Genomic DNA, 22674 nt, shown 5'->3' with positions numbered 1-22674 from the left:
CTCGGCCCGTCCCCGGACGTTGTCACGCCACTGCCCGCCCCTGACAATTGAGGTCGTGTTCGGTGTCCGCCTGTCGGGCAGTGGCAGGTGGTGGCAGCACCGGGCATTCATGGCCCGGATCCCGGGCATGGCATCTAGGTTAAGGCAGGCTCCCGCCGTTATCAAGACGTGATTTTTAAAGGATTCTCTGGTCCGGGTCAGTCCCGGAGAACCGCAGCCAGGTACGGTGCGGTCCGGCTCGTCGTGGAACGCGCGACGGCGGCGGGCGTTCCGGCCGCCATGATCCTGCCGCCGGCGTCGCCACCGGCCGGGCCGAGATCGACCACCCAGTCTGCGGCGGCCACTACGTCCATCTCGTGCTCCACCACGATCACCGTGTTTCCGGAGTCGACGAGCCGGTGCAGCTGGGCCATGAGGAGTTCGACGTCGGCCGGGTGCAGCCCCGTGGTTGGCTCGTCCAGCAAATAGAGCGAGTGGCCGCGCTGGGCGCGCTGCAATTCGGTGGCGAGCTTGATCCGCTGCGCTTCGCCGCCGGAGAGTTCGGTGGCGGGCTGGCCCAGGCGGAGGTAGCCCAGACCAACTTCGCGCAGGGTCTGCAGGCTGCGCGCGGCGGCCGGGACCCCGGCCAGGAACTCGGCGGCGGCGTCAACTGTCATGCCGAGGACCTCCGCCACGTTCTTGCCGCGGTAGGTGACTTCGAGGGTATCCGGGTTGTAACGCGAGCCGTGGCACTCGGGGCAGGGGCCATAGCTGCCAGGCAGGAACAACAGCTCGACAGCCACGAAGCCCTCGCCCTGGCAGGTTTCGCAGCGCCCGCCGGCCACGTTGAAGGAGAAGCGTCCGGCGCCGAAGCCCCGGGCCCTGGCCCCGTCCGTGGCGGCGAATTCCTTGCGGACCGCGTCGAAGAGGCCGGTGTAGGTAGCGAGATTGGACCGCGGGGTGCGGCCGATCGGCTTCTGGTCCACCTTCACGAGCCGGTCGATTTGGTCCAGGCCGGACACGGGTCCGACCGTCAGCGGCTCACTGGATTCGCTGAGCTCCTGCTCCTCCCCGGTCCAGGTGTCCGCCGCGTTGGTTCCGGCTTCCGGGTGCAGCCGGGCGCCGACCACCTCCGCCAGGACCTGGCTGACCAGGGTCGATTTGCCGGAACCGGAGACACCCGTGACGGCCGTCAATACCCCGAGCGGGAAGTTCGCGTCCAGCTCCCGCAGGTTGTGCCGGCTGATGTCGCGCAGCTCAAGCCAGCCCGACGCTTCCCGCTGGCCGCCATCCCCCGGACCGGAGGCGCCGTCGTCGTTCCTCTTCCCCATCCCGGCACCACCGGCACCCCCGGCACCGCTGGAAGTACCAGTATCCGCGGCGTCGGGGAACAGGAACGGCCGGGTCACGGACGCCTCCACCTCGGCGAGGCCGGCCACGGGGCCGCTGTAGAGCACCTCGCCGCCGCCTTCACCGGCGTGCGGTCCGACGTCCACGAGCCAGTCGGCGCGGCGGACCACGTCCATGTTGTGCTCCACCACGAACACCGAGTTGCCGGCGGACTTGAGCTGGTCCAGGACCGCCAGGAGGGGCTCGGCGTCGGCGGGATGCAGGCCGGCGGAGGGCTCGTCCAGCACGTAGATCACGCCAAACAGGCCGGAGCGCAGCTGGGTGGCGATCCGGAGGCGCTGCATTTCGCCGGGGGAGAGCGTGGGCGTGGCGCGGCCCAGGGCCAGGTAGCCGAGGCCCAGATCCAGCAGCACCGTGATCCGCTGGAGGAGGTCGCGGGTGATGGCCACGGCTACCTCGTTGCCTTCGCCGGAGGCCTGCTTGCGCGAGGCGGTGCCGGCCTCCGTGAGTTCGGTGGTGGGGCGGATGATCTCGGCAAGCTCGGCCATCGGCACGGCGTTAAGCCCGGCGATGGTCCGGCCCGCGAAGGTCACGGCGAGGGCTGCGGGCGTCAGTCCGCTGCCGCCGCAGCGGGGGCACGGGCCGGTTTCCATATAGCGCAGCACGCGGTCGCGCATGGTGGTGCTTTTGGAATCGGCGAGGGTGTGCAGCACATAGCTTTTGGCGCTCCAGAACCGGCCCTTGTACGGTTTGGCCACGCGGTCGCGCTCCGGGGTCACCTCCACTACGGGCTGTTCCTCGGTGAAGAGGATCCAGTCGCGGTGCTTCCTGGGCAGCTTGCGCCACGGTGTGTCGACGTCGTAGCCCAGGTGGGTGAGGATGTCGCGCAGGTTTTTACCCTGCCAGGCGCCGGGCCAGGCCGCGATGGCACCGTCGCGGATGCTGAGCGAGGTATCCGGGACCAGTGATGACTCGGTGACGGTGTGCGCGATGCCGAGGCCGTGGCAGACCGGGCAGGCACCGGCGGCGGTGTTGGGGGAAAAGGCGTCCGAGTCGAGCTGGCCGGCGCCGTCGGGGTAGCTGCCGGCGCGGGAGAAGAGCATCCGCAGCGAGTTGGAGAGCGTGGTGACCGTGCCGACCGTGGACCGCGAGCTGGGCGTGCCGCGGCGCTGTTGGAGCGCGACGGCGGGAGGCAGCCCGGTGATCATTTCCACCTTTGGGTTGTGGCCCTGTTGGATGAGCCGGCGGGCGTAGGGCGCCACGGATTCGAAGTAGCGGCGCTGGGCCTCGGCATAGATGGTGCCGAACGCCAGCGAGGACTTGCCCGAACCTGAGACGCCGGTGAAGGCGACGATCGCGTCGCGGGGGACGTCCACGTCCACGTTCCGCAGGTTGTTTTCCCGCGCGCCGCGGACCCGGACGAAGCCGTCCGCGGGGCGGTCCGGGGACAGGCCAGGGGGCGGGCCGGGCAGATCGGAAGCATGCTGATCACTGTGCATCCAATCGACTCTATCCGTGTCTGCCAGCCGCGGGCATATCCTTACCCAATGGAAACTAACGACGGCGACGCTGTTGCCGGCACCAAAGCAGCCCAGCCGTACCCGGACGGCGGCGCGGCGCCGGAGCTCTTCGAGGTCCCGGAGGAGGTGCACGGCCCGCTTCCGGTTGCGGAGCTGCACCTGCACATCGAGGGAACGCTGGAACCGGAACTGATCTTTGCGCTCGCCGCGCGGAACGGGATCCAGCTGCCGTACGCGGACCTGGATGAGCTGCGCTCGCGGTACGAGTTCACGGATTTGCAGTCGTTCCTGGACCTGTACTACGCCAACATGGCCGTGCTCCGGACCGAGCAGGACTTCGCCGACATGACCCGGTCCTACCTGACCCGGGCTGCGCTCGCCGGGGTGCGGCACGCCGAGATCATGCTGGACCCGCAGGCGCATCTGTCGCGCGGGGTGTCGCTGGAGACCTGCGTCAACGGCGTCGCGTCGGTGCTGGCGACGTCCGTGGAGGAATTCGGCATCTCAACCCTGCTGATCGCCGCCTTCCTGCGTGATCTGTCCGAGGAATCCGCGCTGGAGGTGCTCGAAAAGCTGCTGGCCATGAATGCGCCCATCGCCGGGATCGGGCTGGATTCGGCCGAGGTGGGCAACCCGCCGGCCAAGTTCGAGAGGCTCTTTGCCCGGGCGAACGAGGCCGGGCTGCACCGGATAGCGCACGCCGGCGAGGAGGGCCCGCCGTCGTACATCATTGATGCCCTGGACATCCTCGACGTCGAGCGGATCGACCACGGCATCCGCTGTATGGAGGACCCCGAGCTGGTGGAGCGGCTGGTGAACGAGCTCACGCCGCTGACCGTGTGCCCCCTGTCCAACGTCCGGCTGCGGGCTGTGGACACGCTGGCCGAGCACCCGCTGGCGGCAATGCTCGCGGCCGGGCTGAACGTCAGCGTGAATTCGGATGACCCCGCGTATTTCGGCGGGTACGTGGATGACAACTTCGCGCAGCTGAAATCAGTGATGGGCCTGTCCGAGTTCGACTGCGTGCGGATGGCGGCGAACTCGATCCGTTCCTCCTTCGCGAGCGAGGAACGCAAAACGGAACTGCTGGCCGAACTGGCAGCATCCGGGCACTAACAGCATCAAGCAACGCGGGGTCACTTACGGCCCATGCTGAGGGCTGGGACGGGCCGTAAGTGACCCCGCGTTGTTTTCTACTGGCGGGTAGGGATGACTGGGCGTTCCTGCGACCTCCCGGCCGGACCGTAATAGTGGGTCACGACACACAAAGTTAACCGTTTCTACTCGCGAAAATGCACCCAACCTTGGCAAGATGCAGGTGGATCAATTGCTGCTAGAGGAGACCCATGGGCGCGAACACTGCGGAAAACACCAACCTTCGGCTGAAGGCCGTGCTGGACGTTCTGGCCGAGGGGGTATGGACGGGTGAGAAACTGAACGCCGGGGCGGTGCTGGGCGAGGCAATCGCACACGTTCCACTCAACGAGTTTGAGCGCGAGCTGCTCAGCGGTGGAATTCCCCGCGGACACAAGACGCTGACCACTGCCACGGCGAAGCTGGTCAAGGCCGGCTGGCTGGTCAAGGGCCGTTCCGGCTGGAGCATCACCGACGACGGACAGCGCGCCACGGTCGCCTTCGCTGCGCCTGCAGCTTTTGCCGCAGCGCTCGACGCCGGAACTCCAGTCCCTGCCGGCACCCCGCTGCCGTCTGCCCCGGCTCCAAAGGCTGCTCCGAAGGCTGCCGCCGCGGCGGAAGCACCGTCGAAAGCTGATCCCAAGGTTTCCGGCAAGGCTGCCCCGAAGGCTGCTGCACCGTCGAAGGCCGCCAAGCTGGTCGAAGAGGCCGATGCCCCGGTCGCCAAGGGCGTACGCAAGCGCGCGGATGCAGTCAAGGCCCCTGCTAAAGCTGCCGCGAAGGCACACGAGGCTGCCTCGGCTCCCGGCTCAGCCGCCGCCCCGGCTGCTGCCGCCGCCAGCGTCCAGACCATCGACCAGCCGGAGGCAGTCGCCGTCGTCGGTGATTTCAACGTCCTGCTGGGCGCGCCCGCCAATTGGGCACCGCAGTATGACGAAGTCCAGATGGAACTGGATCTCGTTGACCAGCTCTGGAAGCTCACGGCTGACCTCCCAGCCGGTTTCTACAGCTTCAAGATCGCCCTCAACCGCTCCTGGGATGAGAACTTCGGCGCGTTCGGAGCCTTCGACGGCGCCAATCACGAGGTGCGCCACGGCGGCGGCCAACTGGTCATCCACTACGACCACCGCACGCGCGACATCATCCTGCCGTAAGCACCGACGCGCAGTCTTCCCGACGCACTTTCTTCCTGGCGACGCGCTTTCTTCCTGGCGACGCGCAAATGACCCTTCGACACCGGAATTCCCGTGTCGCGTAGGGCTTTGCGCGTCGTGAGACGCGTGCCGTGGCCAGGCGTTTAGAACCGGGTCGGGTCAGGCCGCGGCGGAACCGGTCCCGGGTCGGGAACCGGCAGCGGACCGGGGAGGGGAAACGGCCCGGGAGTTGGCGCGGGTCCCGGTGCCGGGATCGGCGCCGGAGGCGTCACCGGGCCGGGCTCCGGCGGAAACGGGTCGGGTTCGTAGGGTGGTGGAATGGTCATGCCGAGCTCCCTCGCTTGTCGTCGATCCGGCTGGTCGATCAGGGCTGACTGCTCCGGTGCACTCGGTGTGCCGGAGCAGCGGCCCACGTGTTATTCTCCGACGCTGTCCCGCGCATGTCCAAAGTCGGGTGCGCAGATCGGTTTCTTCAACAGGGGACCATACGAATTTTACGATGGCGTTCGCATATCTGCCGTTCCGAGCCGGGAAACTCTCCGTCCGCATAGGCATTCCGGCCGAGCCGTTGGTCTCTGGCCCGGCCCTCCGGTCGTCCGCGCCACCGGATTCAGTATGTCAACATGCGGCTGGCGGCGAGAAATAGCGGTTGGGTGCCGCCAGGGTTGGGGGCTCTGACGTTGTTGGGAGACCTTGACCGGGCCGTCGACGAAGCGTCGAGGATACGGAAGTCAGTAGGCATGTGTTTCTGGTGAGTGCCCGTTGACCACGGCAGCACCCTGAGCGGGCACGCCCTGGTCTGCCGCTGCTATATAGCGGCGTCGGTGAGTTTTTGGCGGAAGTCTGCCTCGGTACTCAGCGTCAGCTTTTTACCGTCGAGAAAGAACGTAGGGGTTCCTGTTACGCCCAGCGCTTTGCCGTCGGTGACGTCCTTGCGGATCCGGTCAATGGTCTGCTCATCCGCCACGGCGTCGTCATACTTGCCTAGGTCCAGTCCCAGCTCCTGCGCGAAGGTCCTGAACAGCGGCGCCTGCGAATCCTGCTTTTCGCCCCACTGGGGCTGCGTCTCGAACATCTTGGCATACATCTGCTCATACTTGCCCTGTTGCGCAGCGGCTTCCACGGCCAGGGCCGCCGTGCCGGAGTTACGGTGTCCGGGCAGGGGGAAGTATCGGTTCACGAAGGTGATCCGGTCACCGTACTCCTTCTTGAGTTCCTCCACGAGGGGCTGCGCTGCTCGGCAGGACTCGCATTCGAAGTCCAGGAACTCTACAAGCTGGGCCTTCTCCGTGACAGGTGAAGTAACCCGGTGGCTGTCGTCGCGGACAAGCTGCGCGTCTGCGGCGGGCTGCGGGGTAGGCGGTGCCGTCTTGTTCGCAGAAAAAACCGCGTACCAGATCACTCCGGCGGCGACGATGACGCCGAGCAGGATCCAGATCACGAGGCGGGCTTTCTTCGCAGGGTCTTTCGGGGCGGAGGCGGTTTTTAGAGGTGTCTGAGTCATTAGTGCGGGATGCTTTCCTGGTCACGGTGGGCGGCGGGTTCGATTTGGAAGGTGGAATGTTCGACGCTGACGTCAAAATGTTCGGCAACGCAGCGCTGCAGATCCGCCAATATGGTGGCGGCGTGGCCATCCGTCATGCAGCTGTCCTCGACGGTCACGTGCGCCGAGAGGACCGGTGTGCCGGAGGCCACCAGGGAAGCGTGCAGGTCGTGGACGTCGATGACGTGAGGGAGTGCCAGGATGTGTTCGCGGACCTTGGCCATGTCCAGCCCCTGGGGCGCGTTCTCCATCAGGACGTTCACGGTGTCGCGCAGCAGCTTGAGCGTGCGGGGGATGATGAGGACGCCGATGAACAGCGACACGACGGCGTCAGCCTGGACCCAGCCGGTCACAGCGATGATGATCGCCGCGACGATCACAGCCACGGACCCCAGCGCATCGTTGAGCACTTCGAGGAACGCGGCCTTCATGTTGAAGTTGTGGTTCCGGCCGGACGCAAGGACGATCAGCCCGACGACGTTCCCGGCGAGACCGATGATGCCGAACCAGAGCATCGTGTCCCCGCCGACCTCCGGAGGCTCGAAGAGGCGGCGGATTCCCTCGACGATGACGAAGCCGCCGACGCCGAGCAGCAGGGCTGCCTGGCCCGCAGCGGCGACGATTTCGGCCCGCTTGTAACCCCACGTCCGCTTCGGAGTGGCCGGTTTCAGTGCCAGCGACGCGGCGATGAATGCGATCAGCAGCCCGCTGGAATCCGTGAACATGTGGCCGGCGTCGGCCAGGAGTGCCAGGCTGCCGGTGAGGCTCGAACCGATGATTTCCGCGATCATGACCGTGAACGTAATCGCGAAGACGATGATCAATTTGCCGCGGTTGCCGGGTCCGGGGGCGCCGGCTGCTCCGTGGCCGTGGTCATGACCGCTCATGCGCGTGTCTCCAAGTTCTGGGTGCCGGAGGAATGAAGCCGCTGACAGCTCACGCCGGAGTGCCGGGGCTACGGACCGCGGTACGCAACGACTCGACGGAAGGAAGTCCTGTCACGCCGTTCCCGGTGCGGTAGAGGCGGCAGTTCAGGGCCGGTGCGGAATCCGGGGGAAACAGGTCACTTCCCTCAGCGATGAACGACGGGGAGACGTGGAACTGGAGCTCCTCGGCCTCGCGCTCGGAGGATATCTCACGGACGGTCACGTGTTCCGCGTCGAACCCTTCTGCCGGCAGGACGGCACAGAATAGTTCCAGGGCCGGGACGGCGTTCGGGCAGCCCGGAAAGGTGCGCAGTTCGAAGTCCATGACTCAGGCGTTTCTGTGAGCCGAGCCCGAGCTGCGGCCCGAGTCCGGGCCCAGACCCGAGCCCGGGCCGAGGCTCACGGTGACGGCCTGAGGTTCCCGGCTGGAAGCACAGCCCGGGCAACAGGCGGACCGCTCGCCCCCCACCTCAGGGTTCTTCTTCGCGGCCGATGATGAGTCCTGAATGACCGTACCGCGGCCGTGGTCTGCAACGATGGCGGGGGCTGCAACGGTGGCGGGGACCGGGTCTGGGCCCGGGGTGGGCGCAGGTACAGGGGCCGGGGCCTGGCAGCAGTCGTCCGCTTCGGCGTCGTCGGTTGCCGCCGCCTGCGGGACTGCATTCTGGGGAACGGTGCAGCAGATGGCGCCCTTCCATGCGCTGACGCCTTCGCGGACGGCGATCACGGCGATGACCAGGGCAGCGCCGGCGTCGGCCCACCACCAGCCCAGGGTGCTGTTCAGCACCAGCCCGACCAGCAGGACGGCGGAGAGGTAGGTGCACAGCAGGGTCTGTTTGGAGTCGGCCACCGCCGTCCGGGAGCCGAGTTCGCGCCCTGCCCGGCGCTGCAGCCAGGACAGCACAGGCATGATGGCCAGGCTCAGGGCCGCGATCACGATGCCCGGCGTGGAGTGACGTGCCGCACCGCCCCCGGCCAGGGAGGTCAGGGAGTCAAGGGTGACAAAGGCGGCGAGGGCGAAGAAGGAGATGGCGATGATCCGCAGGGTAAGGTGCTCGCGCCGTTCGGGGTCCTTGGCGGCAAACTGCCAGGACAGGGCGACGGCGGACGCTACCTCGATCACGGAGTCCAGGCCGAAGCCGATGAGCGCGGACGAGTCGGCCGCACTGCCGGCCCACAGCGCCACGACGGCCTCAACAATGTTGTAGCTGATGGTCGCGGCGGCGAAGACCCGGATGCGCCGGCTGAGCAGGGCGCGGCGCACGGGGCTGGGCGCCAACTTGAGCGCCGTCATGCCAGGCACGTCCCGTCGGGGGCGCAGCAGGCCGGGTCCACGGCCAGTACGACGCCGATCAGGTCACCGATCGCGTGACCCAACCGGGCGTCGGCGAGCTCGTACCGGCTCCGCCGGCCATCCGGAATAGCCACCACCAGCCCGCAGCCCCGCAGGCAGGTCAGATGGTTGGACATGCTCTGCCGTGACACGTTGAGGGAATCGGCGAGGTCCGACGGGTAGGCGGGCGCGTGAGCGAGGGCCAGCAGGATCCGGGCCCTGGTGGGATCGGACACGGCGAAGCCGAACCGGGCCAGCACCGGGGCGTGGGTGAGGGTTTCCATGACTCCAAAGTACATGCATGAATGTACTCAGGCAATTGTGTACTGTCGTGGCGGGCTCCGAGATCCCGGGCTCCGCTATCCGGGCTCCGAGATCCCGGGCTCCGATGAGTGGCCGGAACGAGTGGCCCGGATATTGGCATCACGGCCGGCGCCGGGATGTTGCCGGCCGTTCAGGGTGGTGAACGGGGGCTGCGGAGATCGTGACGCGGGAAATGGGTTAGTCTATGTGCATACGTAAGCACTTATTGAATTTTCAAGCCGATCCGAGGAGTCCCGTTGCTTGAAGTCCTGGCCGTTCCGGCCTACCGGAAGCTCTTTTCGGCGCAGATCGTGGCCCTGCTCGGCACCGGTCTCCTCACGGTCGCACTGGGCCTGCTGGCCTTTGACCTCGCTGGCGGACAGGCCGGCGCCGTTCTCGGCACAGCCCTGACGATCAAAATGCTGGCCTATGTCTTCATTGCTCCCCTGATGGCGGCCCTGGTGGAGCGGCTGCCCAAAAAGGCCGTACTGGTCGGCGCGGACCTGATCCGCGCGGGCATCGCGCTGATGCTGCCAATGGTGGACCAGGCATGGCAGATCTATGTGTTGGTCTTCGTGCTGCAGAGCGCCTCGGCTACCTTCACTCCGGCCTTCCAGGCACTGATCCCGGTGGTGCTGCCCGATGAGCGGCACTACACGCGGGCCCTGTCACTCTCCCGTTTGGCGTACGACCTTGAATCCCTGGTCAGCCCGGCCCTGGCGGCGGCGCTGCTGACGGTGCTGTCCTTCCACGAGCTGTTCCTGGGAACCGTGGCCGGGTTCCTGTTCTCGGCGGCGCTGGTCGTCACCACCAGACTGCCCGCCGCGGATGCTGCGCCGCTGGAGGGGAGCCTGTGGCACCGCACCACCCTGGGCGCCCGGATATTTGCCGGCACCCCGGAATTGCGCGGGCTCATGGCCCTGAACCTCGCCGTGGCCGCCGCCACAGCCCTGGTGCTGGTCAACACCGTGGTCTACGCACGGGAGCTCTTCGGCGGGTCCAACACCGACGTCGCCATCGCTCTGGCCTGCTTCGGCGCCGGGTCCATGGTGGTAGCCCTTACGGCCCCCCGGATTCTGGACCGTGTGCCGGACCGGGCCTTCATGCGGGCAGGGGCCGTGCTGCTCTCCCTCGGCCTGGCCGGGGCGTTCCTGCTGCTCGCCGTGTCCGGGCCCTGGCCTGTACTGCTGGGCCTGTGGGTAGTCCTGGGCGCCGGAACGTCGATGATAAACACACCCGCGGCCCGGCTGCTGCGCCGCGCCGCGACAGACAGTACGCGGTCCTACATCTTCACCGCCCAGTTCTCCCTCTCCCACGCCTGCTACATCGTCACCTACCCCGTCGCCGGCTGGATCGGCGCCACTGCCGGCCAGCCCGCCGCGGCCGCTATCCTCGCGGCGGTGGCTACACTCAGTACCGTGGCGGCCCTGAGATTCTGGCCCGCAACATCCCGGACCGGTTCAGCGCCGGCAACCACGAAAGGGTGATCGGGTGGACAGCATCAAACGCAGCACGGCACCCAGCCTGCACCACCCCGGGGCTCCCGACACCCGGCGGCTCGAGACCGCCACCGCCACGTTCCGGATGCTCTCGGACCCCACCCGCCTGCATATCCTCTGGCTCCTGACCCAGGAACCCTCCGACGTGACGTCCCTGGTGGAGCGGACCGGGGCATCCCGGACCTCCGTCAGCCAGCACCTGGCCAAGCTGCGCTTCAGCGGACTGGTCACCACCCAAAAAGAGAGCCGCCGCGTCGTTTACAGCATCGCCGACGGACACTTGAGCCGCCTCGTCATCGAAGGCCTGAACCACGCCGACCACAAAGTCACCGGCGAACCCACCCATGGCTGACCCCACGACGACTGACCCCAACGACTGACCCAACGACTGACCCCCGCGTCGACCCCCACGCCTGACCCGCCAACGACTGACCCCAACCCCTGACCAGGCGCGGCTGCGGCCGACGTGCGCGTCCGGCTGCACGGCCACCGGCGAACCCAAGGTCCAGTGTGGACGCCACGCCGGGCCACTCCGTGCCTAGGCCCGGACCAGCAGCCCCGTCACAAACATCACGGCCAGTCCAAGGATGATGCCGAGGTTGGTGAGCGCGGTGAAGGTCTTCCCCTGCCCATCCTTCAGCAGGGGGAGGAGTTTGACCGCGACCTGGGCCACCGCTCCGGCGCCGACGCCCAACAGGAACGCCGACAGGGCGGGCTGGAAGACAGCGGATCCGACGACGGCGCCGGCGACGGCGGGTGCCCCGGCGATGAGTCCGAGGGCAACAAGCCGGCCGAGTCCGGCCGGCTCCTTGGCGAGCGGGGTGACGATCGCCAGGCCCTCGGTGGTGTTGTGGATGGCAAAACCGACAATCAGTGAGGCGCCCAGGGCCAGGGAACCGACAGCGTAGGCGGAGCCGATGGCGAGTCCTTCGCCGAAGTTATGGAGCCCGATGCCGATGGCGATCAGCAGTGCCAGGCGTCGCGGGGGAAGAGCCTCTGGCCGGCCGGTATCGCCGAGCTTCTGATGGCGGCGCATCCACGCGTCAGTTCCTTCCAGCACCAGATAAGAGGTCAGGGCGCCGAGGAATACCACCATGGTCCCGCCGAAGGCGCCGTTGTTGGCCACGAGTTCCACGGCTTCCAGGGTCGCGTCGAGGGCCAGGAAGGCGAGCAGCCCCACGGTGACTCCCAGCAGCACCCGGATCCACGCTGCGGAGGAGCGGCGCACAAACGGCATCCACAGCATCCCCAGGGCTACCGGGATCACGCCGACGTAGACGCCGAGGAGCGTCATGAGTCCGAAAAACTGGCTGCCGCGTTCCGGGCTCGGGGCCGCCGCTGCGATGTCCGCCAGGATCTTGCCGCCGCTGGAGGTCACGAGGGCGATCTCGTAGGGATCGCCGTCGACCCAGTTGTAGTCGACGGCAAGGGTGGAGGACTCCAGCGGCGCCATAGTGTCGCGGGTCTGGGTGAACATTGCGTAGTAGTCAGAGACGTTCACCTGGGCGATAGTAACGGGGTCCGGGCCCTCGTTGCGGACCGTGACGGAGATCTGGCCGGGCGTCAGCCGGATGTTCTCGACGGCGATCTCTTCCCTGGGCGGAACGCCGTCGGAGAGTTTGGCGAGCCCCGGCGCATTCAAGAGTGAAAACAGGCCCAGCAGGACCGCGATCAGGACCAGCGGCCCCAGCCCAAGCAGCCAGCGGGGGGCTTGCAGCCGCCCGCGCCCGGGTGCGGGTGCCGCCGTCGTGGGTGCCGACGTCGTGGATGTGACCACTGTGGTGTCTTTAGCCGTCATGATGCGATCACCTCGAAGAAGCCCATCCAGCCCAGCTCGGCGAACTCGGTTTTGTGGGCGTGAAACATGAATTTTCCCGGGTAGGGAAAGCGGAGTTCCACGATGCCGCGCTGCCCCTGTACCTGGGAGATGGTGTCCGTGTACTCGCTGGGCGTCAGCATGGTCCCGGTGGGGTAGTAGTGGAAGAAGTTGCCGTGCACGTGGAACGAGTTGATGGGATCGTATTCCAGGACGTTGATCAGGTGGATGCGCACCAGCTCGTGCTGCTTGACCTGGACCGGGAAGTCCATGAAGTGGAACGGGAGGCCGTTGACGGAGTAGAACTCATTGTCATCCCCGCCGTCGGTGTTGTAGCCGTTCATGACCATCACCATCTCGTCGTCGGCCTTTGGCCGGCCCTCGCTGGGTTCGATGATGAAGCCGCCGTAGAGGCCTTTCGCGATGTGCGGAGCCAGCGGTGACTGGTGGCAGTGGTACAGGTGCGTGCCGAACGGCGTGGCATCAAATTCGTAGGTGAAGCGTTGCCCGGGGGCAATTGATCCCGCGCCGATTCCCGGCGTGCCGTCCATGGTGGCGCGGTGGATGCCGTGGAAGTGCATGGTGTGCGGATGTGCTCCGGAGTTCGTAAAGTGGATGCGCAGCGCGTCCCCCTCCCGCGCCCACAGCGTCGGCCCGGGGATGCGGCCGTTGTAGCTCCAGCCCTTGAAGATGATGCCGGGGGCGATTTCGAAGTCCTTGTCCACCGCTACGATGTCCCATTCGCGCAGGGTCCTGCCGTCCGGCAGTGTGCTGGTCCTGCCGCGGTCAAAGTCGCGCAGGATCGCGGTGGGGTCGATGCCGGCGAGCTCCGGCAGGACGGACCCGCCCGCAAAGCCGGCATGACCGGCATGGTTGGTCATTGCCGTGGGACTCGTCCCGCGCGTCCCGCCGCCCGAATCTCCGCCCGCCGCCGTATTGGGGCCCGACGGCGGGGCTGCCCCGCCGCCGTTTGCCGCCCCGCCGTGCTGGCCATGACCGTCCGAGGCCTGCGGCTGAAGGGCGGAAAAGGCCGGGACTGCGGCGAACGCGGCGGCGCCGGACAGCATGGACCGCCTGCTCGGCAACTGTCTAGAGGGATTTTTCGGCATACCCATCCCCATCGGTTCGTTATGCAAACAATATTGTTCGCTTAGCCTAACATTGTGTTGCCGCTTGCTACCATGGATGCCATGCCCGTCTCCGATTTATCCCCGTCAGCCCAGGACTACCTCAAGCTCATCTGGTCAGCCACGGAGTGGTCAGCAACCCAGATGACCGTCGGCGCGATGGCCGAGCGGCTGGGCGTCAGGCCCTCGACTGTGTCGGATGGGGTTAAGAAACTGGTCAGGCTGGGCCTCGTGGCGCACGCACCCTACGGGAGTATCGGGCTAACGGACGAGGGACGGGAACACGCCGTCGCGATGGTCCGAAGGCACCGCCTCCTGGAAACATTCCTGGTCCAGATGCTGGGCTACGGCTGGGATGAAGTCCACGACGAGGCCGAAGTCCTGGAGCATGCAGTCTCCGACAAGCTGATCGAACGCATCGATCAGAAACTCGGGTACCCGAGGCGGGATCCGCACGGCGACCCCATACCCACCGCCGACGGCCAGCCGCATTTGCCCGCCGCAACGCGGCTCTCCGCCGCGGATACCGGCCGGATGGTGGCCATTACCCGCATTTCCGACGCCGACCCGGAGATGCTGCGGTACTTCACCGAACTGGGCCTCGCGCCGGATACGAAGCTTTCCGTTCGGGAACACCGTCCTTACGCGGACGTCACCACCATCCGTCTCCAGGGGCGTGACCGGGACATCGATCTGGGTGCGTCGGCGTCCGGAGCCATCTGGGTGGTGGCTGACTAGCCCGCACCCACTGTCTTTCAGCCCGCGGTAGTACTTCCGCGGGTGCTGGTTCTGCGCGGTGCTAAATCTGTCAGCGCTAGTTCTGCGCGGCGATGGTCTTGTCCCGGTCCTCAAACACGTCCTCGCCGGGTCCGGAGAACGCCCGCGAGCGTTCCAAGGCCTCGATCGAGCCGGTGAAGAGCTGGGAATCCTGCGGATCCGCGTGGTGCCGGGGTTGCTCGTCGGCGGAGGACACCGTGCCGGGGCGCCGGGCCGCGGCACCGGAGGTGTGGGATCCGGCCGCTGCGGAAGGCAGCGATTCGAGGCGGATGTGGGGGAGTGCCGTCGGGTGGTCCTGCTGCAGGAACAGCACCAGTTCCTCCCGGATCAGGCAGCGAAGGTCGAAGAGCGAGGTGCTGTCCGCGGCGCTGACCAGGATGCGGACCCGGACGAAGCCCGCCGTCGCGTCGGTGATCTGGAGGATGCCCACGCGCTCGTCCCAGAGCCCGGTTCCGGCGAGGACCTTCTTCAGCTCGGTGCGCATCTCCTCGACCGGGGCGCGCCAGTCGAGGTCGAATTCGACGGTGCCCATGACCTCGGACTGCCGCCGGGTCCAGTTTTCAAACGGGGTGGTGGTGAAGTACGTGGAGGGCAGGATCAGCCGGCGGTCGTCCCAGATGTGGACCACCACGTAGGTCAGGGTGATCTCCTCGATCCGGCCCCATTCCTTCTGTACCACGACGACGTCGTCCACCCGGATCGCATCGGTGAAGGCCAGCTGGATGCCGGCGAAAACGTTGACCAGGGAGGTTTGCGCAGCGAGGCCGGCCACGATCGAGATGACGCCGGCGGAGGCCAGCAGCCCGGCGCCGAGGGCCTGGATCGCAGGGAAGGTCAGCATCATGCTGCCGAGGGCCACCAGCGCGATCAGGGCGACGGCGATCCGCCGGGCCAGGATTACCTGGGTGCGGAGCCGCCGGGCACGGCGGTTGTCCGCCACATCCACCCGGTAGCGATCCAGGACCATGGCCTCGATGATGAGCAGCACGGCAATGGCCAGCCAGGCCAGAGATGCGATGAGGGCAATCAGCAGGACGTGGTCCACATTGCGGCGCCATTGGACGTCCTCGGTGGTCATCGCCAGCGCGATCCGCACACCGATCAGGCAGAGGGCCAAGCGCAGTGGCAGCCGGGCCACCCGCGACGTCTCCCGCAACTCGGTCTGCTTGCGGTTGAGCCGGAGCACAATCCGGCGCAGCAGCCAGGACAGGACAAGTCCCGAGGCCACGGCGAAGGCCATGGCAAGGAAGGGCATTGCTGGGATCAGGAAGTCTTGCATTACTCAATCTCTAGCAAGCTTCCGGGGGCAACTGAAATCGGGGAACTGTCAACGTGGGGGGCGTCACGGCCGCGTTCAACGCAGCAGAAAAAGAAGATCAGGATCTCTGGCGGATGATTACGTCACTTAGACCGGCGGAGAGACCGGCGGAGAGACCGGCGGAAAGGCGGGTGGAAAGGCGGGTGGAAAGGCGGGTGGAAAGGCGGGTGGAGAGGCCGCAGGGGAAGCCGCCGGTCAAGAACCAGGCGCCTCGTCAAGGCTGGCCAGGACTCCCAGGGCGTCCTTCGCCCAATCGATCGTGGCCCGGGCGGAGTGCTCCCCGGCTGCGATAGTGATGAGCGCATACGGCGTGTTCGCACCCAGCTCGCCCCCCGCCAACTCGGACCGGGCATCTTTCATGGCGGCAAGCTGCCGTTCGGCCTGGGCTGCCGTCTCTAGCACCAACTGGCGGCACGCTACCGGTCCAAGCTGGCGGCCGAAAAAGAGTCGCAGGAGAACGCCATTTCGAGGCTTGCTTTGCTGCGGCGGCTCGGCCAGCAGTTCACGGAGCCGGGCTGTGCCGGCGGCCGTGATGCCGTAGCGCAAGGACCGGTCGCCGGTACCGTCCTGGCGCCCAACTAGTCCTCCGCGCCGAAGATCCGCCAGCGCCGGATAGATCTGCCCGAAACTTTCGCTCCAGAAGTGTCCCAGCGTGTGCTTGATTTCTTCCCTGAGCGCGTAACCGGACATCGGCATGATGCTGAGCGCGCCAAGAACCGCCGTCTGGGTCTGGTCCGAGCGTGCCATCATTACTCCTTCGTGAAACTGCTGGCCACACTGGGTTGGCCGGGTTAGTGTATCTAGTAGATAGTTTAGCTCTGGAAGATGGAAGTGCCAGCTGTGGTCGTGACCCGGAAGAAGAAGCGGTGATGGATGTGAAGGTTGTGGCAGCCCGGTTCCCTGCGAGCCGTGCTGGGAAGACGGCAGCGCTCCTATTCCTCGGAGTGGCCGGCTTTCAAGGAGCCCTCGCCCTGGGGGTGCCGTGGGGGGCGGCAGCCTACGGCGGAGCGCATCCGGGTGTCCTTCCCGATTCCTTTAGAACTGCCAGTGCCGTGGCGTCAGGGGTGTACATAGTGCTTGCAGCAACTGCCGGAACCTCGTTGGCCGCGCCTACCCTGCGCCGGCGGGTGGTGTCCGGGGCGGCTGGCTTGATGGCCGTCGGGGCCATGGTGAATCTCGCGTCGCCGTCGTTGGTTGAACGAATGATCTGGACGCCGGTGACGGCAGGGCTGGGTGTCCTTCTCTGGAACGCGGCCAGGCACGATGCGAGGCCGTCAGGCTTTTAGTTCTGGCACTTTTAGTTCTGGCACCAGGCACAGAAAGGGTCGCCATGAGGATGAATCCTCATCGCAGTGATGCTTCCTCACCGGTTCCTGCCCGTGCTGACGTTCGTCTCCAGTGCCGGATCGGCGGAGGGAGCGACGAAAACGGAGTCGCTGAAGGACCTGCTGAAGAACCTCAGACGCCACGAGATCATCCCCTCGCCGCCGGCCACTACCTGCACTGGACCCAGGCGAAGCGCATGGCCGAGGAGATCAGGAAGTTCCTCGGGGCCAGCAGACAGCCCCGTAGGCGTGTCCCAAAAACTCAGGGGCCGGCGTCGGGATACTGCCGCTGTGCTTGATGCGGCCCCGACCGCCCCGTCCGGCCGCCTACCCCATGCCCTGCCTAGACGGCGGGGAAGTGCCGGTGCCGGCGGTGCGCCGGCGTCGGCAGCCCTGTGCGTGTCCGGCCAGTCCCGCCCCAGGCGTTGGATCGGGTCTCCTTGATCAGGCCGGTGCCGGCGCACTCGCGCACTTCCATGATGCCCTCTGCCGCTGCCCGTTTGTCGTCGTAGGCCCTGGAAATGGCCAGCACCGTTCCGTCCGCCCCGAGCAGACGGAACCGGACGTTCGCCTCGGCGTCCGTGAAGATTTCGAATTGTCCAGCCATCGTCTTGTCTTTTCGGGCCACGCAGCGCTGCGGGCGGGTGGGGCACATCCAGGTGCGATGCCGTTTGCTCGACAGGTCCCCGCAACGTTCCTGCCCAGCCTGACTGCTGAGGGCGGCGGAAAGTAAGGGGCAAAAGTCCCAATGTCATCAACGATCCTGCGCTGCTGGTGACGCCCGCGGCGGGCGCTACATTGGGATCATGGCTAAGTTTCCAGCGAGGGATGCCGGGGATTGGGTTCGGCTCACAGCGAGGGTGGACGGAGTGGTGCAGGCCGTCGGCTTCCGCTACCGCACGGTGCGCAAGGCCGAGGAGCTTGGGCTGAAGGGAACGGTAAGGAATAACGACGACGGCTCGGTCGGCATTGTGGCGGAGGGACCGCAAACGGCCATCCTTGAGCTCCGGCGCTGGCTGCGCTCGCCGGCGGCCCCGGGAAGGGTGGAGAACGTGGACGAATCGGTCTCCCGGGCGACGGGGGCGTTTAGGGATTTCCGGGCGGTGAACTGAGCGCATTGGTCGGCAGCAGTTTCGGGCCCTCGGCACCGGGCCGGATTGTCGGTACGGTGGCTTCATGCAGAAGATATCGATTGACGCACTGGCCCGTCAGCAGATCGCGGCGGCTCTCGCGGCGGGCAGCGGCCGGGCCGCGGACACGGTGTACGGCGGGCACGAGAAAGTCCTCCGCCAGACCGTCATGGCGTTCAAGGCGGGCACCCGGCTAAGCGAACACCAGAACCCCGGCGAAGCCACGGTGTTTGTGCTGCGCGGCTGTGTCCGTCTGCGCGCAGGGAAGGACTCCTGGCAGGGCAAAGCCGGCGATCTGCTGATCGTGCCCGACGGGCTGCACAGCCTGGAAGCGGAAGAGGACTCGGCGATCCTGATGACGGTCGCGAAACTCAGCAGGTAGGAACCAGGACAATTAGTCCTCGAACGGCGCAGGGCTGCTAATTGTGCCTCGCCCACAGCTGCAGCCATACGAGCAGGCGCGTTTCGGGATCGGTCAGGTCAAGGCCGAAGAGGACTTGCACGCGGGACAAACGGTAACGGACGGTGTTGACGTGCACGCCGAGGGACGTCGCGGCATCAATGGCATTTCCGCCGCAGTCCAGGTAGGCGTGGATGGTATCCCCGAATGACTTCTTATGTCGTTCGTCGTACTCGGCGATCCTGAGGGCGTGGGCACCGGGCAATTGGCCCGACGTCGTCAGCGAAGACACTATCTGGCGTAGCTGCAACCGTGAGCCGAGCGAGTCGTCGTCGGCCACGATGTCATCGGAATCGGCGGAAATCCGGCCCTCAGCGACGTTACGCAGCAGCTCGGACAGGACCAGTTCGGCATTGACCCGCGATTCTTCGAGACGGTCGATCCCGGCTGCCGTCCCGAGCGCGGCCAGAACCGGGCGTGAGAGAAGCCGACGGGCATTCTGCACAATTTTCAGAATCGCGCCCCGTTGAAATTGCCGTGAGGATTCGGTGGTTTGCGGGAGGACGATGTAGACGATGTTGTCCGAGAGCCCACAGACCGCCGAGGGAAGCCGGACGGCGCAGGCCGTCCTGATGGTGTCGAAGAGCCGGAGCCTCGATTGCAGGGTCTCGGCTGCGATGGCATCGGCCGGCCAGATGCCAACGGCCGCAACGCGGATGGAGGCCGCCGAGATCCCCAGCCTGATGGCGGCCAGTTCCGCTCGATTCGGCTCGAACAGCAGCGGCTGGACCAGATCAATTTGGCGGGTCAAGTTCGAGACGTAGGTGGTCCGCTTGTGCAGGATGTGGAGCGCAGCAACGTTTGCAGCCTCACGAAGTATCCGTTTCGCGTCCTCGTTGTGGTGTGCCTCCGTCTCGAGGAGCCAGAGCGAGCCCAGAACGGAGTTGCCGGCCCGGACCGAGATAGCCGTCCGCCGGAGCATGGGATCCTCCGTCCCCACGTTCAACGCCTCACTGGCGGCATGGACGCGGCGGTAGTCCCTGTCAGTTCGAGCGGAATGTGGCACGTGCAGACGCAGGATGGAATTCCGGCGCGTCTCGTCGATGGGCTGGTCGGGGAGGGTCGAATACGCCAGAATGGTCTGCTCCGGATCGGCGATCGCGATTGCGCCGCCCGCTTGTGCCGCGACCGTGTTTGCCAGATCGAAAAGGTCCCCGGGCCGTATGTCCACCAGCGTGCGTCCTGATTGCCGGTGCGGGACGACGGCGGCGTCCATGATCTCTGCGATCTGGTTCCAGGGAACCGAGTCTGAGGCCCGGAACAGGGCCATATCCGTGTCCCGAGCGGCCGCCCGCAGTCCCTCATCCGAAGTCCCGTTGGATTTATAGACGATTGCCACGTAGCCGGCGTCGCTGAGCTCCCGCACCTTCGCGGCCAGGCGCTTGCCGGACAGTGAGAGACCGATGGCCAGGGCGACAGCCCCCGGGTACTGGGCAGGGTGGGCTGTCGAGTCGTAGAGGACGGAGCCTGCGACCAGTTGCTGATCATCTGCCGGCATCTCGACGAGGCTCAAGATTTCCGAACCGGCCGAACGGGCCACATCTGCCAGCGTCGGCAGAGCGTGCCGTTCCGCCGCCGGGCGCGCTGTCACTCCGCAACCGTCTGAGCCGCTTGGTAGTTGTTGCTAATGATGGTCCCCTCAGTTTGTCGCTATCTCCATAGTGGCACGGTGGCGGAGTTCCTACGCTGAACCATAACGCACCACAGCGAAGGGAAGGTCCTCATTGAAAATCAGCGAAGCCAGGCAGCTCATGCAGGTCAAAGTACCCGTGCTGTCCAGACGGCGACGAGTGCTGGCAGACGCATTCAATGTTGAGCAGTACCGGCAATCGGCCCGGAAAGTCCTGCCGTCGGGGATTTTCGACTACCTGGACGGCGGATCCGAGGATGAGGTGACGCTCCGCCGCAATCGAACCGTCTTCGACTCCTGGGCCCTTATGCCCACCTGGGGCCCGGTTTCGGGCCCGGACACCAGTACCACCGTGCTCGGAAAAGCCACTGCCCTGCCGCTCACCCTGACGCCCACCGGGGCCACCCGGCTCTTCCATCCCGACGGCGAGCTCGCCGTCGCAGCCGCCGCCGACCGCGCCCGCGTCCCCTACGGACTGGCCGGATTGAGCACCGTGCCGATGGAAACGATCGCGGAGCAGCACCCGAACCTCGACCGCTGGTTCAACTTCGGACTCACCTCAGACGACCAGGTAATGAAGAAAAAACTGGCGCGCTGCGAGGCTGCCGGGTTCCACACTCTGATTGTCGGCGTCGATACGCGGGCGCTGGGCGCCAGAGAGCGTGATCTGCGCAACGGATTCACCGCTCCTCCCGCGCTGACGCTGTCCACCATCGCGGACATCGCACGACGCCCCTCCTGGTGGGTGAATTTCCTGAGGTCCGAAGGTATCAGTTTCCCGAATCTGGCGGCGGAAGGCCCCGCGGCCTCCTCGGTGGTAACCCCCACCATGTGGCAGCACGTTCTTGGCCACTCGGAGGCGAGCAGCGGATGGAAGGAACTGGTGGCCTTGCGGCAGGCCTGGCACGGCAAGATCGTGCTCAAGGGCTGCGTCAACCCGGACGACGTCGCAAAGGCGTCCGGCATTGGCATCGACGCCGTCCAGTTGAGCAATCACGGCGGTCGCCAACTTGACCACATGCTCAGCCCTATGGATGTCCTGAAGGAATCGAGGCAGCGGGTGGGCGCGTCGATCGAGATCTACGTGGACTCCGGGATCCGCCGGGGGAGCGACATCCTTAAGGCGCTGGCGCTCGGAGCCGATGCCTGTTCGATCGGCAGGGCGTACCTTTACGGCCTGGTGGCGGCCGGCTCGCCGGGTGTCGGACGCATCATTGAGATCTTCTCGGATGAACTGCGGCGTACGATGACGCTGGTGGGGGTTTCCAGCATTCCTGAGCTGAAGGCGCGGGGCGGGGAAATTCTGCGGGACATCCGTCATTCCCCAGAAGTCCTCGAAGCACCAGCCGCGAGCTCCATGCACTAGTCAGTACCGAATGTGGCACACCGTGCCTTCCCGCGACGTTGCGGGAGTCCTAAGAATCCCTGAACAGCTAAGGAAACCATGCGCACTCGATACCTGCTTCCCGTTCTCGCCGTAGTCACGGCAATGTCGCTGTCAGCCTGCGTCAATAACAGCGAACCGGCCGCCACGGCCGGCGCTTCCGGAACGGCAGACGCCGTCGCGGTGAAGAAGAACGACTCCATTGCGGCGTCGCTTCCGGAGAAGATCAAGTCCGCCGGTGTCCTCAACGTCGGCATGGCGAACAACTACCCGCCCAACGAGTTCAAGGACGGCAACGGTGCGCCGGCGGGCTGGGCCGTGGACCTCACCAACGCCCTGGGCCAGGTGATGGGCTTGAAGGTCAACTTCGACATCGGCACCTTCGACAACATTCTTCCCGCGGTGAAGGCCGGTAAAGACGACGTCGGGGTGTCCTCTTTCACTGACACCCTGGAACGCGAAAAGCAGGTGGATTTCGTGAACTACTACTCCGCCGGAATCCAGTGGGCCGCTCCCAAGGGCAAGACCGTGGACCCCGCCAACGCCTGCGGGCTCAAGGTCGCCGTCCAGGCAACCACCTACCAGGACACCCACGAGGTACCCGCGAAGTCCAAGGCGTGCACCGATGCCGGCAAACCGGCCATCACTATCTTCAAGTACGACGCACAGGACCAGGCCACCAACGCCCTGGTGGTGGGCCAGGTGGACGCGATGAGCGCCGATTCGCCGGTGACCCTCTACGCGATCTCCAAGACCAAGGACAAGCTGCAGACCGCCAGCGACGCCTTTGAGGTGGCACCATACGGGATGCCCGTAGCCAAGGACAGCGCCTTCACCCCGGTTCTGCAGAAGGCGCTTCAGTCCCTGATCGACGACGGCACGTACAACAAGATCCTGGCCAAGTGGGGCGTGGAATCCGGCGGCGTCAAGACGGCGACACTGAACGTCGCGGCCAAAGGATGACCT

Annotated in this window: 20 protein-coding genes and 1 pseudogene; 9 read left to right on the top strand and 12 right to left on the bottom strand. The window is 66.2% G+C overall.

Annotated elements, in window-relative coordinates; translation table 11 throughout:
* Positions 1 to 197 precede the first annotated feature (197 nt).
* The gene (locus tag AC50X6_RS16595) at positions 198 to 2828 is read right to left on the bottom strand and encodes an excinuclease ABC subunit UvrA (protein WP_494967263.1); all 2631 of its coding nucleotides are present in this window, start codon (positions 2826 to 2828) and stop codon (positions 198 to 200) included.
* Positions 2829 to 2876: 48 nt separating this feature from the next.
* Between AC50X6_RS16595 and AC50X6_RS16590 the strand changes: the two genes are divergently transcribed.
* Together AC50X6_RS16590 and AC50X6_RS16585 are read left to right on the top strand one after the other, a co-directional pair.
* Positions 2877 to 3965 (top strand): adenosine deaminase, encoded by a 1089-nt coding sequence (locus AC50X6_RS16590; RefSeq protein WP_494967262.1) that lies wholly within the window; start codon positions 2877 to 2879, stop codon positions 3963 to 3965.
* A 230-nt stretch (positions 3966 to 4195) separates the two neighbouring features.
* A complete protein-coding gene (locus AC50X6_RS16585; protein WP_494967261.1) occupies positions 4196 to 5137 on the top strand; it encodes a pullulanase X25 domain-containing protein in 942 nt (313 codons plus the stop codon).
* Positions 5138 to 5945: 808 nt separating this feature from the next.
* On the opposite strand, the gene AC50X6_RS16580 is transcribed toward AC50X6_RS16585, so the two are convergent.
* The 5 genes and pseudogenes from AC50X6_RS16580 to AC50X6_RS16560 all read right to left on the bottom strand — a co-directional run bounded on the left by AC50X6_RS16580 (position 5946) and on the right by AC50X6_RS16560 (position 9223).
* Positions 5946 to 6641, bottom strand: coding sequence for a DsbA family protein (locus AC50X6_RS16580; protein ID WP_494967260.1), 696 nt, complete (start codon positions 6639 to 6641; stop codon positions 5946 to 5948).
* Entirely contained in the window at positions 6641 to 7567 is a 927-nt protein-coding gene (locus AC50X6_RS16575; RefSeq protein ID WP_494967259.1) for a cation diffusion facilitator family transporter, read from the bottom strand. The genes AC50X6_RS16580 and AC50X6_RS16575 overlap by 1 nt, the downstream gene beginning before the upstream one ends.
* Positions 7568 to 7616: 49 nt before the next feature.
* Complete coding sequence (locus tag AC50X6_RS16570; protein WP_494967258.1) at positions 7617 to 7931, bottom strand: hypothetical protein; 315 nt, start codon at positions 7929 to 7931, stop codon at positions 7617 to 7619.
* 237 nt (positions 7932 to 8168) lie between these two features.
* Positions 8169 to 8900 (bottom strand): annotated as a pseudogene (locus AC50X6_RS16565) (cation diffusion facilitator family transporter); the annotation flags it as partial.
* A complete protein-coding gene (locus tag AC50X6_RS16560; RefSeq protein ID WP_494967257.1) occupies positions 8897 to 9223 on the bottom strand; it encodes an ArsR/SmtB family transcription factor in 327 nt (108 codons plus the stop codon). The pseudogene AC50X6_RS16565 and the gene AC50X6_RS16560, both read right to left, overlap by 4 nt.
* 276 nt (positions 9224 to 9499) lie before the next feature.
* Here AC50X6_RS16560 and AC50X6_RS16555 point away from each other — a divergent pair, with 276 nt between their 5' ends.
* Positions 9500 to 10729 carry an MFS transporter gene (locus AC50X6_RS16555; protein ID WP_494967256.1) on the top strand — a complete coding sequence of 410 codons (1230 nt, stop codon included), beginning with the start codon at positions 9500 to 9502 and terminating at the stop codon, positions 10727 to 10729.
* A gap of 13 nt (positions 10730 to 10742) precedes the next feature.
* A complete protein-coding gene (locus AC50X6_RS16550; protein WP_494967276.1) occupies positions 10743 to 11093 on the top strand; it encodes an ArsR/SmtB family transcription factor in 351 nt (116 codons plus the stop codon).
* Between the two features lie 186 nt (positions 11094 to 11279).
* Here AC50X6_RS16550 and AC50X6_RS16545 read toward each other — a convergent pair whose 3' ends face one another.
* Both AC50X6_RS16545 and AC50X6_RS16540 read right to left on the bottom strand, forming a co-directional pair.
* Complete coding sequence (locus tag AC50X6_RS16545) at positions 11280 to 12539, bottom strand: ZIP family metal transporter (RefSeq protein WP_494967255.1); 1260 nt, start codon at positions 12537 to 12539, stop codon at positions 11280 to 11282.
* Complete coding sequence (locus AC50X6_RS16540) at positions 12536 to 13624, bottom strand: multicopper oxidase domain-containing protein (protein WP_494967254.1); 1089 nt, start codon at positions 13622 to 13624, stop codon at positions 12536 to 12538. Before AC50X6_RS16540 ends, AC50X6_RS16545 begins: the two co-directional genes overlap by 4 nt.
* Before the next feature lie 123 nt (positions 13625 to 13747).
* On the opposite strand from AC50X6_RS16540, the gene AC50X6_RS16535 reads away from it, so the two are divergent.
* Positions 13748 to 14422 carry a metal-dependent transcriptional regulator gene (locus AC50X6_RS16535; protein WP_494967275.1) on the top strand — a complete coding sequence of 225 codons (675 nt, stop codon included), beginning with the start codon at positions 13748 to 13750 and terminating at the stop codon, positions 14420 to 14422.
* A gap of 76 nt (positions 14423 to 14498) precedes the next feature.
* On the opposite strand, the gene AC50X6_RS16530 is transcribed toward AC50X6_RS16535, so the two are convergent.
* From AC50X6_RS16530 to AC50X6_RS16520, 3 genes are all read right to left on the bottom strand, one after another.
* Entirely contained in the window at positions 14499 to 15740 is a 1242-nt protein-coding gene (locus tag AC50X6_RS16530) for a mechanosensitive ion channel family protein (protein WP_494967253.1), read from the bottom strand.
* Between the two features lie 234 nt (positions 15741 to 15974).
* The gene (locus tag AC50X6_RS16525; protein ID WP_494967252.1) at positions 15975 to 16526 is read right to left on the bottom strand and encodes a PadR family transcriptional regulator; all 552 of its coding nucleotides are present in this window, start codon (positions 16524 to 16526) and stop codon (positions 15975 to 15977) included.
* Positions 16527 to 17447: 921 nt separating this feature from the next.
* Entirely contained in the window at positions 17448 to 17711 is a 264-nt protein-coding gene (locus tag AC50X6_RS16520) for a YegP family protein (RefSeq protein ID WP_494967251.1), read from the bottom strand.
* A gap of 199 nt (positions 17712 to 17910) precedes the next feature.
* Here AC50X6_RS16520 and AC50X6_RS16515 point away from each other — a divergent pair, with 199 nt between their 5' ends.
* Both AC50X6_RS16515 and AC50X6_RS16510 read left to right on the top strand, forming a co-directional pair.
* A complete protein-coding gene (locus tag AC50X6_RS16515) occupies positions 17911 to 18216 on the top strand; it encodes an acylphosphatase (RefSeq protein ID WP_494967250.1) in 306 nt (101 codons plus the stop codon).
* A 64-nt stretch (positions 18217 to 18280) separates the two neighbouring features.
* On the top strand, positions 18281 to 18616 hold the full coding sequence (locus AC50X6_RS16510; protein ID WP_494967249.1) for a cupin domain-containing protein: 336 nt from the start codon (positions 18281 to 18283) through the stop codon (positions 18614 to 18616).
* 37 nt (positions 18617 to 18653) lie between these two features.
* Here the strand turns inward: AC50X6_RS16510 and AC50X6_RS16505 are convergent, their stop codons facing one another.
* On the bottom strand, positions 18654 to 20285 hold the full coding sequence (locus AC50X6_RS16505; RefSeq protein WP_494967248.1) for a PucR family transcriptional regulator: 1632 nt from the start codon (positions 20283 to 20285) through the stop codon (positions 18654 to 18656).
* A gap of 133 nt (positions 20286 to 20418) precedes the next feature.
* Between AC50X6_RS16505 and AC50X6_RS16500 the strand changes: the two genes are divergently transcribed.
* The gene (locus AC50X6_RS16500) at positions 20419 to 21690 is read left to right on the top strand and encodes an alpha-hydroxy acid oxidase (protein WP_494967247.1); all 1272 of its coding nucleotides are present in this window, start codon (positions 20419 to 20421) and stop codon (positions 21688 to 21690) included.
* A 78-nt stretch (positions 21691 to 21768) separates the two neighbouring features.
* On the top strand, positions 21769 to 22671 hold the full coding sequence (locus tag AC50X6_RS16495; RefSeq protein WP_494967246.1) for an ABC transporter substrate-binding protein: 903 nt from the start codon (positions 21769 to 21771) through the stop codon (positions 22669 to 22671).
* Positions 22672 to 22674: the final 3 nt, after the last annotated feature.

This window comes from Pseudarthrobacter sp. HLT1-7 (assembly GCF_059383435.1).
The sequence above is the reverse complement of the archived record's forward strand: the minus strand, read 5'-3'. Positions and strand labels throughout refer to the sequence as shown.

What these genes read in the sequence shown, in the direction of transcription:
- AC50X6_RS16595 (WP_494967263.1), bottom strand. Translation starts at nt 2,828, where the DNA reads ATGCACAGTGATCAGCATGCTTCCGATCTGCCCGGCCCGCCCCCTGGC.
- AC50X6_RS16590 (WP_494967262.1), top strand. Translation starts at nt 2,877, where the DNA reads ATGGAAACTAACGACGGCGACGCTGTTGCCGGCACCAAAGCAGCCCAG.
- AC50X6_RS16585 (WP_494967261.1), top strand. Translation starts at nt 4,196, where the DNA reads ATGGGCGCGAACACTGCGGAAAACACCAACCTTCGGCTGAAGGCCGTG.
- AC50X6_RS16580 (WP_494967260.1), bottom strand. Translation starts at nt 6,641, where the DNA reads ATGACTCAGACACCTCTAAAAACCGCCTCCGCCCCGAAAGACCCTGCG.
- AC50X6_RS16575 (WP_494967259.1), bottom strand. Translation starts at nt 7,567, where the DNA reads ATGAGCGGTCATGACCACGGCCACGGAGCAGCCGGCGCCCCCGGACCC.
- AC50X6_RS16570 (WP_494967258.1), bottom strand. Translation starts at nt 7,931, where the DNA reads ATGGACTTCGAACTGCGCACCTTTCCGGGCTGCCCGAACGCCGTCCCG.
- AC50X6_RS16560 (WP_494967257.1), bottom strand. Translation starts at nt 9,223, where the DNA reads ATGGAAACCCTCACCCACGCCCCGGTGCTGGCCCGGTTCGGCTTCGCC.
- AC50X6_RS16545 (WP_494967255.1), bottom strand. Translation starts at nt 12,539, where the DNA reads ATGACGGCTAAAGACACCACAGTGGTCACATCCACGACGTCGGCACCC.
- AC50X6_RS16540 (WP_494967254.1), bottom strand. Translation starts at nt 13,624, where the DNA reads ATGCTGTCCGGCGCCGCCGCGTTCGCCGCAGTCCCGGCCTTTTCCGCC.
- AC50X6_RS16535 (WP_494967275.1), top strand. Translation starts at nt 13,748, where the DNA reads ATGCCCGTCTCCGATTTATCCCCGTCAGCCCAGGACTACCTCAAGCTC.
- AC50X6_RS16530 (WP_494967253.1), bottom strand. Translation starts at nt 15,740, where the DNA reads ATGCAAGACTTCCTGATCCCAGCAATGCCCTTCCTTGCCATGGCCTTC.
- AC50X6_RS16525 (WP_494967252.1), bottom strand. Translation starts at nt 16,526, where the DNA reads ATGGCACGCTCGGACCAGACCCAGACGGCGGTTCTTGGCGCGCTCAGC.
- AC50X6_RS16520 (WP_494967251.1), bottom strand. Translation starts at nt 17,711, where the DNA reads ATGGCTGGACAATTCGAAATCTTCACGGACGCCGAGGCGAACGTCCGG.
- AC50X6_RS16515 (WP_494967250.1), top strand. Translation starts at nt 17,911, where the DNA reads ATGGCTAAGTTTCCAGCGAGGGATGCCGGGGATTGGGTTCGGCTCACA.
- AC50X6_RS16510 (WP_494967249.1), top strand. Translation starts at nt 18,281, where the DNA reads ATGCAGAAGATATCGATTGACGCACTGGCCCGTCAGCAGATCGCGGCG.
- AC50X6_RS16495 (WP_494967246.1), top strand. Translation starts at nt 21,769, where the DNA reads ATGCGCACTCGATACCTGCTTCCCGTTCTCGCCGTAGTCACGGCAATG.